At 32.3% G+C, this 15,121-nt stretch carries 10 protein-coding genes and 1 riboswitch; of the genes, 5 read left to right on the top strand and 5 right to left on the bottom strand.

Translation table 11 applies throughout. The features are described from left to right. Window positions 1-12: 12 nt before the first annotated feature. Window positions 13-855 (bottom strand): D-amino acid aminotransferase, encoded by an 843-nt coding sequence (locus C1I91_RS12635; RefSeq protein WP_128213209.1) that lies wholly within the window; start codon window positions 853-855, stop codon window positions 13-15. Window positions 856-1,902: 1,047 nt separating this feature from the next. Between C1I91_RS12635 and murC the strand changes: the two genes are divergently transcribed. After that, window positions 1,903-3,324 (top strand): UDP-N-acetylmuramate--L-alanine ligase, encoded by a 1,422-nt coding sequence (gene murC / locus C1I91_RS12630; protein ID WP_128213208.1) that lies wholly within the window; start codon window positions 1,903-1,905, stop codon window positions 3,322-3,324. Window positions 3,325-3,679: 355 nt separating this feature from the next. Then, on the top strand, window positions 3,680-4,696 hold the full coding sequence (locus C1I91_RS12625; RefSeq protein WP_128213207.1) for a metallophosphoesterase family protein: 1,017 nt from the start codon (window positions 3,680-3,682) through the stop codon (window positions 4,694-4,696). Between the two features lie 106 nt (window positions 4,697-4,802). Here C1I91_RS12625 and C1I91_RS12620 read toward each other — a convergent pair whose 3' ends face one another. The 3 genes from C1I91_RS12620 to C1I91_RS12610 all read right to left on the bottom strand — a co-directional run bounded on the left by C1I91_RS12620 (window position 4,803) and on the right by C1I91_RS12610 (window position 8,861). Then, on the bottom strand, window positions 4,803-6,293 hold the full coding sequence (locus C1I91_RS12620) for an NCS2 family permease (RefSeq protein WP_128213206.1): 1,491 nt from the start codon (window positions 6,291-6,293) through the stop codon (window positions 4,803-4,805). A gap of 111 nt (window positions 6,294-6,404) precedes the next feature. Continuing rightward, window positions 6,405-6,507, bottom strand: a riboswitch (purine riboswitch). Window positions 6,508-6,905: 398 nt separating this feature from the next. Next, window positions 6,906-7,724, bottom strand: a complete 819-nt coding sequence (locus tag C1I91_RS12615; RefSeq protein ID WP_128213205.1) for a class I SAM-dependent methyltransferase — start codon at window positions 7,722-7,724, stop codon at window positions 6,906-6,908. A 351-nt stretch (window positions 7,725-8,075) separates the two neighbouring features. Beyond that, on the bottom strand, window positions 8,076-8,861 hold the full coding sequence (locus C1I91_RS12610) for an HAD family hydrolase (protein ID WP_128213204.1): 786 nt from the start codon (window positions 8,859-8,861) through the stop codon (window positions 8,076-8,078). A 156-nt stretch (window positions 8,862-9,017) separates the two neighbouring features. Between C1I91_RS12610 and C1I91_RS12605 the strand changes: the two genes are divergently transcribed. Then, window positions 9,018-9,782 carry a DeoR/GlpR family DNA-binding transcription regulator gene (locus C1I91_RS12605; RefSeq protein ID WP_128213203.1) on the top strand — a complete coding sequence of 255 codons (765 nt, stop codon included), beginning with the start codon at window positions 9,018-9,020 and terminating at the stop codon, window positions 9,780-9,782. A 138-nt stretch (window positions 9,783-9,920) separates the two neighbouring features. Continuing rightward, a complete protein-coding gene (locus C1I91_RS12600; protein ID WP_128213202.1) occupies window positions 9,921-11,207 on the top strand; it encodes a mannosyltransferase family protein in 1,287 nt (428 codons plus the stop codon). Between the two features lie 243 nt (window positions 11,208-11,450). Here the strand turns inward: C1I91_RS12600 and C1I91_RS12595 are convergent, their stop codons facing one another. Further along, entirely contained in the window at window positions 11,451-13,874 is a 2,424-nt protein-coding gene (locus C1I91_RS12595) for a glycoside hydrolase family 3 protein (protein WP_128213201.1), read from the bottom strand. Between the two features lie 184 nt (window positions 13,875-14,058). Here C1I91_RS12595 and C1I91_RS12590 point away from each other — a divergent pair, with 184 nt between their 5' ends. Further along, window positions 14,059-14,901, top strand: coding sequence for an AraC family transcriptional regulator (locus C1I91_RS12590; protein ID WP_128213200.1), 843 nt, complete (start codon window positions 14,059-14,061; stop codon window positions 14,899-14,901). Window positions 14,902-15,121 lie beyond the last annotated feature (220 nt).

Below are 15,121 nucleotides of genomic sequence, written 5' to 3'. Positions count from 1 at the left end.
ATACCTCTAACCCTATATTGTTTCTTCTAAAAATTCTTCAAGTAAAGCATTCTGCAATCTTTCAACTATTTCAGAGGCTTTTCCACCTACTGGCTTTCCATCGATCTCACAAGCACTCATGCAAAATTGACCAGAGCTTGTAACAATAACTTCATCTGCTTCCATCAACTCTTTTAAAGTAAATGGTGTTTCATCTACAGGAATACTGAATCTCTTACACATTTTAATTATATGAGCCCTTGCAATACCTGGTAGAATCAAATTATCCGCTGGTGCAGTTTTAAAAATGCCATTTTTAATTATAGATACATTACTATGGGCACATTCTGTTACTCTATCACCTCTATGAAATATTGCCTCATCACAGCCTGCTTCTTCAGTTTTTTGAGCCGCCATAACACTTGGCAATAAATTCAAAGTCTTTATATTACAATGTAAGAATCTTGTATCTTCGATAGTTATTAGTCTTATCTTTTTTGACATGTCCTTAATATTGCGTGGTGTAAGCACTATCCAAATATTAGCCTTTACGCTCTCTTCAGGAAAAATATGATTACGCATGCCAGTTCCTCTTGTAACCTGCCAATATACAAACTGTTCTCCGCAGTCAACCTTTTTTACCATCTCTTGAAGCAAATCCTTTAGTTCTTCCTTAGTATAAGGAATCTTAATTGAGAGTAATCCTGCACTATTATAAAATCTATCTATATGCTCATCTAATGCAAATATTTTATGATTTCTACTATAAGTAGCGTCATAAACCCCATCACCAAAATAGCATACACGATCATTCATTGGTATCTTCATATTCTCGATTAAGTCATACTCCCCATTGTAAAATCCCAAATTTTCCATAAATATTCCCCCTTAAATTATTATTTATTTTTATTGTCTGTAACTTATATACACATATGCAAGGATATTTTCACAGACTATGGATAACTTTTTTTCTCTAACTACCTCTAATATTTTTAAACTATATGTTCAAATATATCTAAAATATAGTTTTTTCAAAAGAATAAAAATATAACTCATACTTATTAACACAGCGCCCTTGCTGTATAAATATGTATGAGTTTCAAATATTAATATAATATTATACCAGTTATAAATTTTTTTCAACATTTATTTCTAATACTTACTACTATTTGGACCGTGATGTCTCTCATATCTTAGGGCCTTTGTTGCTAACTTAAATTTGTCATAAATTATCGCTAGGTTGGAAATTGATACTAAATTCGTGTTATACTTATTTTGAAATTATAGTTTAAGATAAGCCTAGCTTGTTTATAATAGGTAATGTAGTAAACATATTCTAAAGATGTTTTATAGATTCTAGTTTAATTGCCAAAATGCTATTGAGGTAATCTATCAGAAATATTTACGTATTTTTTCTTAATGTATATGAAGAAATTGTTATGGATAAAAGACTAATTCTTTATATTAGAAATAGATATATAATATACTAGTTGAATTACATAATCTATGCTATAGATAAATTGATTTGAAGTAAATCTAATTTCATAGTTAATTTACCTTAACTATTTAGTAAAACTACTAACCTACTTTATATAGGGAACCAACTTCAACTATTAATTTATACATGCCCTATAATCCCCAGAAACTGGTATTATCGAACATTTATAAATTAAGTTTCCGTAAAGGATACCTATATAGTACAAATCTAGGATTTATTTTAAACTTAGTAGCTAAATATGCAAAACGTAAATTCCGAATTTATTTTTAAGCTCTCGCAGATTATAGCGCAAAGATATTAAAAATATAACTTTGGAATAAGATGGTGCGTCTTTATAGGCTACTTTCATGTTCAGTAAAATAATAATACCCTTAGTCTAAATCATAATATTAGTCTAAGCAGTGTGATAATAGGAGTTGATTATATTGGAACGTAAAATTAAAGTACATTTTATGGGTATATGCGGAAGTGGAGCTGCACCTATAGCAATTCTTGCAAAAAATTATGGTTTTGATGTGTCTGGATGCGACCTTAACATATCAGGTTATTATAAAGATGCATTGGTAGATAATAATATAGATCTTATAAAAGGTCACGATGTAAGTCACATAGCAGATATAGATATATTAGCTATCTCCCCTGCTATCTTAGATATCTCCCCTGATCACCCAGAAATTGTAGAAGCAAAGAAGAGAGGAATCCTAATGACTTGGCAGGAGTTTTCTGCAAAATATGTTCAGAAGGATAAGTTTGTTGTTTCTATCGCCGGTACTCATGGTAAGTCTACAACTACAGTTCTAATGGGGCTTGTTTTAGAAAATGGTGGTATTGACCCAAGCGTTGAAGCTGGAACTACCTTTAAAAATTGGGGTGGTGGATACAGACTAGGAAAGTCAAATTACTTTGTATGTGAAGCTGATGAATTCAATAATAACTTCTTAAACTACAGTCCTTCAATAGCTGTAATAAATAACGTAGAAATGGATCACCCTGAGTTCTTCAAGGATGTCGATGATGTAAAGAATTCTTTTAAGAACTTCATAAAAAAACTTAAAGGGCCAAAAACTTTGATTGTTAACGAAGACAGCTTAGCTATTAGAGAAATTCTATGCGAACTAAAAGATTGGCTTGAGCAAGAAAAAGTAAGAGTCATCGGTTATTATATAGATAACAAACTGGACTTTCCTTTTGCCATAGAATATAAAGCAGAATTAACTTCAAACACTCCTGAGTATTCATCCTTTAGATTAAACTATGGAGATAAAGAAGATATTTTTGAGCTTGGTCTTATTGGTAAGCACAATGTGGAAAACTCTCTAGGTGTTCTAGCTACTGCCTTAGAATTAGGAGTTGACTTAGCTTCCATCAAGAATTCCTTTAAAAGCTTTAAAGGAGTAGGAAGAAGATTAGAGTTAGTGGCTGATATTGAGGATATAAAGATCTTTGATGATTTTGCTCACCACCCTACTGCTGTAGCAGCTACCTTAGACTCAATTAAACTTAGCTTTCCTGGCAAAAAAGTTTTTGCTGTTTTTGAACCTCATCAACTTTCAAGAGCAAAGCTATTTTTCAACGAATTCGCTGATGCTCTAAGAAAAGCTGATAGAGTAATAATCACAAAACCATTCTTAGGCAGAGAAGCCTATAAAAATATAGAGCCTGTTGACTTGAATAAAATGTGTAGTGTAATAGATAAAAATAAAGCAGACTATATAGAAAACTCTGAGGAGATATGTAGCACTGTCCATAGTGAAGCAAAAAAAGGCGATATAATTATAGTTTTTGGTGCTGGTAATTCTTATAAGCTGTCTAGACAAATTATTGATGTATTACAAGGAAAGCGCTAAGTAAAACCTTGATTAATATATGATTAACTAAATACTATAATTAATAAAATCCCTCTTCAATTCTTTGTGATTTGTAGAGGGATTTCAACTGTTCCTAAATAATGCCCCGTAGTTAAATACCTTTCTTTTACTGAATTATTAATCGAAGCTCATTCCACTTACACTTTATTCCATAATCAATAAATATGTAATATCCATTATAATTTGATTATATTTGCTTATTCTGATTTCTAAATTGTTCATATATTCAAGTATATATTAATTATTTTATATTCATTTCATTTGGTTTTATTTGACACATTTTCAAATTAATTGTACCATATCCCAGTAATATATTTTAAGGGAGGATACAATTATGAGACTAAAATCAATCTTAACAGCATTACTTGTAACATCGATAACTACAGCAACACTACTTACAGGATCTAAGACTCATGTATCAGCTTCAGTTAAGGCAAAAGTTGCAACCACACCTTTATACACATTCAGTGTTATCTCTGATACGCACCTAGGATCAGGATATACTGCTATAAAAAACACTTCAACCGCATTAAATAGCATAAAGAATAATTTTTCTGATAGGTGTATAGTAATAAATGGAGATGTAGTTGATAACTATTTAGATTCATCCTATCAAGACTTAACTAATGTAGTAAACTACGTAAATACTAATACCGCAAATCCTAGCTATAACCCTTCATCTATAAGTGGTAAAACTTCAAAACTTCCATACATCTACTTTAATTTTGGTAACCATGAGTTTAGAGAAAATGCGACTTGGTCTTCAGATCAAAGTAAATATGACTGGAGTCTTAGTCAGTTTTGTACTTATACCCGCTCAATTCAAACTAAACTAACTCCTAACGGGGTATCTTATACTGATAGAGATAGAGACAAGTCCTACGATGTTCAATATGTAAATAACGCTACTCTTTTTTTCCTAGGAAGCGATAATGTTAATTATGGAGATTGTGCCTACTTAGATCCTAACTATCAATTATCTTACTTACAGACTAAAATCAATAATAAACCACTTTTCCTTTTCTGCCATCAGCCAATATACAACACTGTCTATGGATCTGATGCCAACAACTGCATATATAATAGCAGCGATTTAACCAATATAATAGGAAGTCATTCAAATGCAATAATGTTCACTAGCCATACACACAACAGCTTCACTAGTACAAGTGGCTTTAGTCAAAATTTCGCTAAAGTAGGTCAAAGTTCAGTTTTTGCCACCTCTTCAGTTGTAGAAGGGCCTCAAGGCTTACATGTAAAAGTATATAGTGACAGAGTTGTTGTTGATGCTGTAAGCTATACTTCTGGAAGCAGTTATAGTGTTATAGCCTCAAAAACAGTATATTTGTAAAATAAAAAAAGTAGCTGAAGCAAAATTCAGCTACTTTTCACATCACTAACTTTTTTAATTAATACGAAAGCTAGCAGACAGTGATTTTATTCTTTTTGAACATTTTTTACAGATTTCTAACTGCTAATAATATGAAATTTAATATAAATAGTACTGTGAATAAATAAATTACTGGATGAATCTTCTTTGTTTCCTTCTTTATGATAGCGATTATAACATAGCTTATAAACCCAAAAGAAATACCTGTTGTTATGCTATAAGCAAATGGCATAAGTGCAATTGTAAGGAAAGCAACTGCTGCTACACTGAAGTCTTTCCAGTCGATTTCTCCAATAGAAGACATCATTAGGATACCAACAACTACAAGTGCTGGTGCTGTTGCAACTGTTGGAATAATTCCGATTACAGGAGCAAAAACAAGACATATAAGGAACATGATTGATGTTACAACTGATGTTAAACCTGTTCTACCACCAGCAGCAATACCAGCTGAGCTTTCAACATAAGTAGTAGTATTTGAAGTTCCGAAAAATGCTCCTACTATAGTTGCACTTAAATCTGCAAATAAAGCCTTATCTAAACGTGATTTAACACCTTTACCTTCAAGCATTAACTTTTCATCTTCTGCATCAAAGATACCTGAACGACGACCTGTCCCAATAAATGTTCCAAGGGCATCAAATATATCTGTTAGTATGAAAGCAATCATTGCAGTTACTGCTAGCAAGAACTTGCTTCCATTAGCAAAAAGGCCCGCAAAGTCCATCTTAAAAGCTGTATATTTAACTGCTGCAATAGAATTGCCTATACCGCTTAGAGATATGTTAGCTGAGGAGAAAAACTCATGAGCATTTTTAGCGTGGAAACCAAAAACACCAGGGTTAACACCACAAGCAATCTCGATAAAGCAAAGTGCAGTTACTGAAGTAATACCAATTAAAATTGCAGCTCTAACTTTTAAAACCATAAGAATAAGTATTAAAACAATTCCGAATAATGCTAACTGTACAGCTGGGTTAGAGAAGTTAACAATTGCTGGAACAGCAGATGAATTAGCAACCACTGTTGCATCTGCAGGAGTTTTACCTAGGAAAAGGTAGGTTCCAGGGTCAGAAGTAAACTTTAAAAGACCGCTGTCTTTAATCCCTATGTATGCTATAAAAAGACCAATACCGCCACCGATAGCTTTTTGTAAAACCGATGGTAAAGATCGTATAATTATCTTACGAAGTCCTGTGACAGTTATAACAATATTTACAACACCACAGATAAATACCATTGCCAAAGCTTCTTGCCATCTGAAGCCCATAGTACCACAAACGGTAAAAGTAAAGAATGCATTTAATCCCATACCAGGAGCTAATGCATATGGTACATTAGCAAAAAGTCCCATAACAAGTGTACCAACCACTGCAGATATAATCGTCGCAACGAAAATAGCCTGTGGGTTAAAAGGATTGTCTGGAGTTCCTGCTAACTGTAAAATGTTTGGATTAACAAAAATGATGTACGCCATAGTAAAGAAAGTAGTAAGACCCGCAATGATTTCAGTTCGTACGTTAGTACCGTACTTCTTCAAATTAAAAAATTTTTCCATCTCCATAACTCCTAAAATATTTTTATGATAAAATTTTATCACCAAAAACAAAATAGATTGAAACATCGTTCCAACCTACCGAAAAAACAGAATTATGAATGAAAAAAATCCATACTCTATGTTCATTTCGATAGTCGGATAATTAACGGTCATCCGGTAGAAACTGCCAACCCATATATGTCGGCGATATATCGAATCTATTTAATTATTGATAAAGTTTTCCGAGTTAAATTATAGTGTAATTTGTCTAACTTTACAAGTAGTAATCATACTTTTTTATACATTTATTTTAATAGAATCAGTAGTATTTCTATATAAATCTAATTAATCTATTTATTGTTAACTATTCCTACTTTAGACCATGTTTAATAATATTATTGAGTTTAAGTATTTATAAAGATAACGCTATATTCTAATTAGATAATATAACAATTCCTTTGTTTACTAATGCTATGTTTACTTAATATAGAAAGCCTTTGTAACTTTATCAATTACAAAGGCTTTTAAAGATCTATCACTTCAATTTGGAACCTAATTTCAAAACTTTTCTGGGTTTTTATATGATAATTTGAAAATATAAATTTTACTAGGAAACTGTAGATCTATATGAGCTTATTTCTTTGGATTTCTAGCTATAAATATCCCACTGGATTTAGGTATATCAATGCTTCCATCCCTTGAAATAATATTTTCCAGATATGCATAAAAGTCTTTTATTCTACTTTCCGTAAGTATTTCCTTTCCATTTGTGTGTCCTTCTAAAGAAAGTACATAATCTACAAAAGGCTTTGCTTCTGTTATATGTAAAGAATCCTCACGTATTATCTTTTCTACAGAATTAAAATGCTTATATAACTGTTCTTCCCCATTTTCTAGTCCGAATTCACTAGTTACAGAAAAGGATTTTATATTTAACCTAGGATCAAATGCGACCACTAAATCCTTAAAGCCTTTCATATTATTACTACCATTGGTAGTAGCATAAAAGGTACCTTCTGGTTTAAGTATGCGGGCTACCTCACTTATGGCTAAATCTCTATTTTGTACATGATAAAGCATGTGGTTGGCAATAACGCAATCAAAAGAATCATCATCATATTCAATATTTTGTATGTCCATTACAGCATAGTCTATTCCTTCAATATCTTGCAGGCTCTCCTTTGCAGCATTCAACATACCCTCTGAAAAATCAGTCAAAACCAATTTAGTATCTTTGGGTATTCTATCTTTATTGTTGGACCATATGCTACCATTACCACAGCCAAATTCTATAATTCTTTCATTAGGCTTAATACTATATTGATCAAATACCCAATTTGCCCAAGCATATTTATTGGTACTAAAGATAATGTGAAATGCTTGTCTAGCATTTAAATTCTTGTCTGAATTATACTGAATTTTAACTATCTCTCTATCGTTTGCTTTAGACATAATAAATCACTCCATTCTATGCAAAAATAATTACCTAATTATACTAAATTACAATATAAAAACTCCTGTATAGCCACTTAATCTCAATAATAATGTTAAGCTCAGTCAGACTTAAGTGTTATTGGAGAGTTTTGTATATATTGTAATATCTAACATAATAGGAATAAGGTTTATTATACCACAAATTTATTCTTGATGTTAAAATGATATTTTTTTGCGCATGTTCTCTTCCCAATGTATATGATAAAATCTGATATGCGACATAACTTCTAAATAAAGAAAACCAAGGGAACATTTCTATGCTTCCTTAGTTCTTTGTCAATTATAGGATTTACTTTTTACACACTTTATTTACAATATAAATTTTTCTATTCCAATTGCTACTCCGTCATTTTCCACTGTATCTGTAACCTTTTTAGCAAAACCTTTAACATAGTCATCAGCATTTCCCATTGCTATGCCGCAGCCTACTGTAGATAGCATCTCTATATCATTTTTTCCATCACCAAAGGCATAGCTATTTTCTACTGGTATATCTAAATACTCTAATACCTTTAATATTCCTGAAGCTTTTGAATTTGCTTTAGAATACAATTCAAAAGTCTGATCATGTAAATTGTAAATATAATTAAAATTGGAATCTCCTAAAGTTAAGCAATAATCAGTTCCAGCCTGGTCATTACATAACATCTCAATCTTATATACATCAACTTCCTTATGATTAAAGTTCCCTTCTAAGTAGCTTTTAGAAACGCTGTAAGACTCATAATAGGAATGCAGCTTCTTATGAGTATCTTTTATATAAGAGTACTTTTCTCCCTGCAAAATATACTCCACATTAAGATCTTCAAATTTATCTACCAGCTTCTCTATTAGTTCTTTATTGATAGCTTCCTTATGGATACACTTGTCCGCAATCTTTACATATGCACCATTAGTAAGTACAAAACCATCAAATCCGAAATCTAACAATGCTTCATTTAGAAAAGCGTAGGGTCTGCCAGTGGCAATAAAAACGTAATTTCCCCTTGCCTTCAATTCACCTATAGCCCTTTTTACTCTAGGAGTGATATCAGTTATTCCCTTTAAACAATCAATCAAAGTTCCATCAATATCAAAAAATACAGCCTTTTTCATGTTATAATCATATCCTCCTGATAACTAATTATGTTCTCATTTAGTTTTATTTATTATCATTTTATGTCGTTTCTTCTCATTTGTCAATTAATTAGATTGCGCAACCTAATAATTATTGCTAAAATAGAAGAAAATGAGAAACACTCGGAGGAAGCTATGTTTACCGAAGAAAGACATAAACACATATTAGACTTGTTAGAAAGAGACGGAAAGGTATTAGTAAAAGACTTAAGTACCCTATTTGAAGTTAGTGAGAGTATGATTAGAAAAGATTTAAAGGTTTTGGAAAAGAGTAACTTACTACAACGAACTTATGGTGGTGCTATTAACTTAAAGCGCACTATAGTAAATGGTGAGAGCTTCTTTAAAAGAGTTGAAAAAGATATAGATATAAAAGAAGTTATAGCTAGAAAGGCCTATGAACTAATACAGGAAGATGATACTATCTTTTTAGATGCATCAAGCATCTCTTATTTTCTAACAAAACTAATTACTGAAAATAACATAAGACTCACTTTAATTACTAATATGGTTGAAATATCATCAATGATTAATTTGGAATCAAAAGTAAAAGTTATTTTTATAGGTGGAGATTACTATCCTCTTGTAGGAGGAAATGTTGGTTCCCATGCAAATGAACAAATAAAGCTTTACCGTTGTAATAAAGCATTTATCGGTTGCAGCGGCATAGATCTTAGAGATGGAAATATTAGTACAGGCGAATCTGAGGATGCAGGTACAAAAAAGGCTATTATGAGTATATCTAAAGAATTGTTTCTAATAGCTCCAAATGAAAGATTTAATATAGATGGTGTCTACAACTTCTCTAACCTATCTGATTTTCATGGCATAATTACAGAAAACGAGCCTAATGATACTATACTGACACTCGTAAATCAGTATGATGTAAGACTAATTTAGTTTTATATAATATAAATTCTTTTATACTGGAATTTAACTAAATATTGACCTTACCTCAATTATTGCCAAACTTTCAGGTTCAAGGTATTATGTATATATTAACAAACATGTATGTAGATTGCTTCAGGAGGCTTTAGATTGTCAAGATTAAATTCTATATTAACTAAAAAAACAACTGATTATCCAATGAAATTATTGATACTTAAATTTATTCAAATAACATCTATTTTCTTAGTATCGAAATTAATCATTTTATTAACCATACATTTCTTTTCCATTGGCCCATTTTCACTAATAACTGATCATAAGGATGCGCCATACAATTTTATTACAAGTATAAAAAAGGGGTTAACTGGATGGGACGCTGGATGGTATAAAAACATAGTTGAACATGGATATTCTTATACTGAAAATGTAAAGGATCAGCAAAATGTAGCCTTTTATTTTGGATATCCTATGACTGCAAAACTAGTTAGCAAAGCCTTCAATCTAAAAGCTGATTGGGCTCTTATACTAGTAAACAATTCAGCTGTGTTCTTTGGACTTTTTTTCATGTATTATTTAGGTAGATTACTGGGACTAAAGGATAATATAAATTTTATAGGAATTACGCTATATTCCCTTAACCCATTTGCTATCTTTCTTACAGCCGGGTATTCCGAAGGCATGTATTTTCTAATATCCGCAATGGCACTAGTTTTATTAATAAAAAGAAATTATCTGCCAGCTGCTATTGTAGGAGGACTATTAAGCGGAATAAGGTCAATTGGAATCTTTTATGCACCAATTCTATTTATTCATTATTTTTTCATTGAAAAAAAGAAGTTTAATATGAATAACATTTTTACATCCATAATGCTACTAGCTTTCAGTGTTTGGGGTAAAGCTGCTTTTATGCTATATAACCTTATAAAATTTGGAGACGCCTTTGCTTCTGAAAAAGTTCAGCAGTATTGGGGTAACATAGGTGGATACATAACTTTAAGGCAAAGATTTTCCAATCTATCTCATTATATTTTAATCCCATTTAAAAATCATTTTAATTTGCTAGATCCATCTGTGGTTTCTATTTTGATGGTATACTTTTTACTAATTATCTCTATGATAGTCCTTATAAAAATTACACGAACCTATAGGACTGAAGGAACCTTAAACCTAGTAAAATTTGAAAATGAATTTATATTGCTTACGTGGTCAGTGGTACAAATAGTTCTTCCATTAATAATATTCGGAACCAGAAACAACAACCCCTTCTCAATGGGAAGATATGTGTTACCAATGTTTCCTCTCTATATATTATTAGGCAAATTAATAGACAAGAAGACAACTCTATACGCTCTTCTTCTTGCCACATTTACTTTTGAGATGGTTATTATAACAGTTGGATTTTCTTTAGGAATGCCAAAGGGTTTTTATGTTTTTTAATTAGCAAGGTAGTGTCTTGAAATTAATAATACCCTTTAATAAAGTGCGAAGAGCTATTTCTTCGCACTTTATTTTTAATTTTTAGACATATTTTTATATAGTTTTCTTTTGTTTATCTGCCTTAACAAAGTATAAAGAATACAAACTTCTTCTTTATACTTTGTGGAGGTTTGCTCTCATGAGCGATCCCTTTACAATAAAAAGATCACTGAAGCTACCTTTTCTTCAGTGGTCTTTTTACTATTAATCTATTTTTAATATAAGCTCCAAGATTCTCTTAGCACATATTTCTAGCTCTTCTCTAGAAATAAAGCCTAACTCTTTAGCCTGTAGAAGACGCTGAGGATATCCACAGCCCATTTTCACATCATTTCCGGCTTTGACCTCCTTATAATGTTCTCCACAAGTCCACCAATCTGTTGTGACCATCCCTTTCCACCCCCACTCGCCTCTTAGTATATCTTCTAAGAGCTCTTTGTTTTCTGAAGCGCGATGTCCATTAATAATGTTATAAGAAGTCATTATGCTCCATGGATCTGCTTCTTTAGCTACTATCTCAAAGGCTTTTAGGTAAATCTCTCTAGCTGCTCTTTCTGACACTCTGGAATCACTGTTCTTTCTGTTAGTTTCTTTATTATTTAAAGCAAAGTGCTTAACCGTTGCGCCAATATGCTGAGATTGTATTCCATTTACCATTGCTGCTGCTAGTTTACCTGTCAAGAAAGGATCTTCAGAATAGTATTCAAAATTACGTCCACACAATGGGCTTCTATGAATATTAATTGCAGGGGCCAACCAAAGAGCAATATTATTTTCCTTAACCTCTTTAGCACCTGCCTCTCCAACAGAATAAACAATATCTCTGTCCCAGGTGCAAGCTAATAAAGTTGAACAAGGCCATGCTGTAGTATTAACACCACACTGAGGTGCAATTCTAAGCCCTGCAGGTCCATCAGCAGTCATAACATTAGGAATTCCATATTCAGGCATATTACCATATCCAAAGGTATTCCCTACTCCTGTATTTGGTTGTCCACCTAGCAAGTGGCATACCTCTTCATCAGTCATTTGTGATAAAAAGTCCTCTACAGTAAGCTTACCTTCTGCCACTTCATCAAAAATTCGAATGCCCTTTTTAAAAGGCTCTTTCCATAATTGGTAGCTCTCTCTTGCACGTACTGCTGGAGAATACCCTTCCATCATTTCAGCTGATAATTTTTCAATACCACAGGCATTTGGATCATTTGCTTCTTTTAAAGGTAGCTTCTCAAAACTGCCATCAGATACCATTCTTTCCTTCAGAGAAGTAGGTGCAATACTTTCACTAAGCTGTATAGTAACTCTGTCCTGCTCTACAGTATAAACAAAGCTTACCTTTTCTACCTGTCTTACTGATGTACCAACATAAAATACATAGTCTCCAGCCTCTAATACATAAGCAGATCTCTGAACTTTACCTAAATCATCATAAGACGCCATAGCTTCAACTGAAAATTCAAGCTTAAGCAGTTGAGTTTCTCCTGGTTTTAGTAAACGGGTCTTTTTAAAGGCTACTAAGCTTTTTGCGGGTTTACCTAACAGTCCTTGTGGTGCACCTGCATAAATTTGAATAACTTCTTTACCTTCAATATCTCCAGTATTGGTTACGCTTACTAGAAATTCAATCATACCTTGTTGTTCCTTTATAGAGGTCACTGACCAATTAAAGCTTGTATAAGATAAACCAAACCCAAAAGGATAATTCACCTTATCAGCAGCTCCTGGGATTGTCTCAAAATAACGATATCCTACATAAATATCATCAGTATAATCTACATAAGCTTCAGATTCATGAAAATTGTAGGTAGACGGATAATCTTCCAACCTTTTTGCAAAGCTATCTGCTAACTTACCAGAAGGATTTCCGATACCACATAATAGCTCAGCAGTAGCGAGACCACCTTCCATCCCACCTTGCCAAGCCATTAGTACAGATTGAATAGAGGCATCATCTACGAACCAACTAGTATCTACCATACCTCCAACATTCATGATAACGATTACCTTTGAGAAATGCTCTTTCACAATATTTACCATAGCTGCTTCTGCATGTGTGAGGTAGAAGTCACCATTTTCAAATAGCTCACCTGACTTTTTTGTCATAGCCTCTTCAAACTCCCAAAGGTTTTTATTTTCTGTGTCTACAACACTTTTTCTGTCCCAGCCTTCTCCTGAAAAACGGCATATGGTTATAACTGCTGTATCAGTGAATGTACAAGCTTTTTTTAACAAAGCTTTAGGAACTTCAGGTTCTACTGTCATTCCTGGCACAGCACCACTTTCATACTGCTGCTTCACATTTTCCCTATAGAATTCTGACAGTTCTTCAAAAACAGTAACATGTCCATCTAAAATTTTCATGCCATCATATAAATTTATAATATATTCAACTGTTACATCTCCACTACCTCCACCGCCTTTTACATAGTCAAAGCAGCCTTTTCCAAATAGAGCAACTTTAGAACCTTTACTAAGTGGAAGTACATTTTCTTGATTTTTTAGTAAAACCATTCCTTCCTTAGCTGCATTCTTTGATAATTCTCTATGAGCTTTGCATGCTGTAACCCTTTCTCCATTATTACCCAAAGGTAAATTGGGTTGAAAGCGGGACCTTTGCCACTTATTCATGGTAATACCTCCTAATTTATACATTTGTGTATATTATATTTCTATCTTATTACTTGATAAAAGCTATAACAAGTATTCTTATGACTTTTAACTAAGTCGATATTGACTTTTTTGTTATATAATGATAATTGTTTATATATGATGTATTTCTTATAAAAGCCTGATATGAAAGGTAGTATTATGTATGCCAAACCATGAAATAATAGCTCCGAAAACAGGACTTCCTGTTTATTTTGATATTCATAGAACCTACAACCAACTAGTTGCAAGCCACTGGCACAACCATCTAGAAGTTCTTTATGTTTTCCAAGGCACAATGCATATAGTTCGCAATGATGAAAAATATACTATCTCTAAGAATGATTTATTTATAATAAATTCTGGAGATATACATCTAACTAGGAGCCCTGGCAATGTTGAAGTTCTTCTTCTACAAATACCTTACGAACTTCTTAGCCAATCGATTCCAGGTTACAAAGATATACGCTTTAAAGAATATTATTCTCAAAATGAACTAAGTGATGAACCTGCTTTTCAAAATATGATTTATCACTTGCTTAACATGAGAACACTTTATGAGCAAAACAAATCAGGTTATCAGTTTTTATTTATTAGCAGTCTCAATCTATTTCTTCATAGTCTTTATACTAACTATATTGTTAAGCAAAATCTTGAAGAAAAAAGTAAGAATACAAAAAACCTTGACCGCTTAAAGGAAGTGTTAGATTATGTGGAGAAAAACTATAGCGAGTCTATAAGCCTAAAAGATGCAGCCTCCTTAGTTGCTTTAAATCCAGAATATTTTTGTAGATGCTTTAAAAAACACACCGGTTTCACCTTTATTGAATATGTTAACATGGTTCGTCTTACTCATATTCACAGCGACATTCTTGATACAGATGACAGCATCACAATAATTCAAGAAAGACATGGTTTTACTAATTATAAGTTGTTTAACAGAATGTTTAAAGATACCTATGGCTGCACACCTTCTAAGCTCAGATATAACAACCATATCTACAGGTAGGATTCTATATGTTTGCCACTACTTACTAAGGCTTATAATGTCATATTGACGTTATACATCTTTAATAACTATATGTTCTAACGTATATGTTGCAATATAAATATTTTATAAATAGACTATGCTCAAGAATATTTTGAAATAGGGTGACATTGAATATCTCCTTAAAATTAGCCATACATAATAGGATCTTAATCTGCCCTTTTATGCATGGCTTCTATTG

Source organism: Clostridium manihotivorum, assembly GCF_004015185.1.
GTDB lineage: Bacteria > Bacillota > Clostridia > Clostridiales > Clostridiaceae > Clostridium_AR > Clostridium_AR manihotivorum.
Note: the sequence above shows the minus strand (reverse complement) of the source record. Positions and strands in the feature narration are given on the sequence as shown.

Bases quoted from the DNA above. Each gene is read 5' to 3' on its own strand.
- C1I91_RS12605 (WP_128213203.1), top strand. From the start codon at position 9,018: ATGTTTACCGAAGAAAGACATAAACACATATTAGACTTGTTAGAAAGA.
- C1I91_RS12595 (WP_128213201.1), bottom strand. From the start codon at position 13,874: ATGAATAAGTGGCAAAGGTCCCGCTTTCAACCCAATTTACCTTTGGGT.
- C1I91_RS12620 (WP_128213206.1), bottom strand. From the start codon at position 6,293: ATGGAAAAATTTTTTAATTTGAAGAAGTACGGTACTAACGTACGAACT.
- C1I91_RS12615 (WP_128213205.1), bottom strand. From the start codon at position 7,724: ATGTCTAAAGCAAACGATAGAGAGATAGTTAAAATTCAGTATAATTCA.
- C1I91_RS12610 (WP_128213204.1), bottom strand. From the start codon at position 8,861: ATGAAAAAGGCTGTATTTTTTGATATTGATGGAACTTTGATTGATTGT.
- C1I91_RS12590 (WP_128213200.1), top strand. From the start codon at position 14,059: ATGCCAAACCATGAAATAATAGCTCCGAAAACAGGACTTCCTGTTTAT.
- C1I91_RS12625 (WP_128213207.1), top strand. From the start codon at position 3,680: ATGAGACTAAAATCAATCTTAACAGCATTACTTGTAACATCGATAACT.
- C1I91_RS12635 (WP_128213209.1), bottom strand. From the start codon at position 855: ATGGAAAATTTGGGATTTTACAATGGGGAGTATGACTTAATCGAGAAT.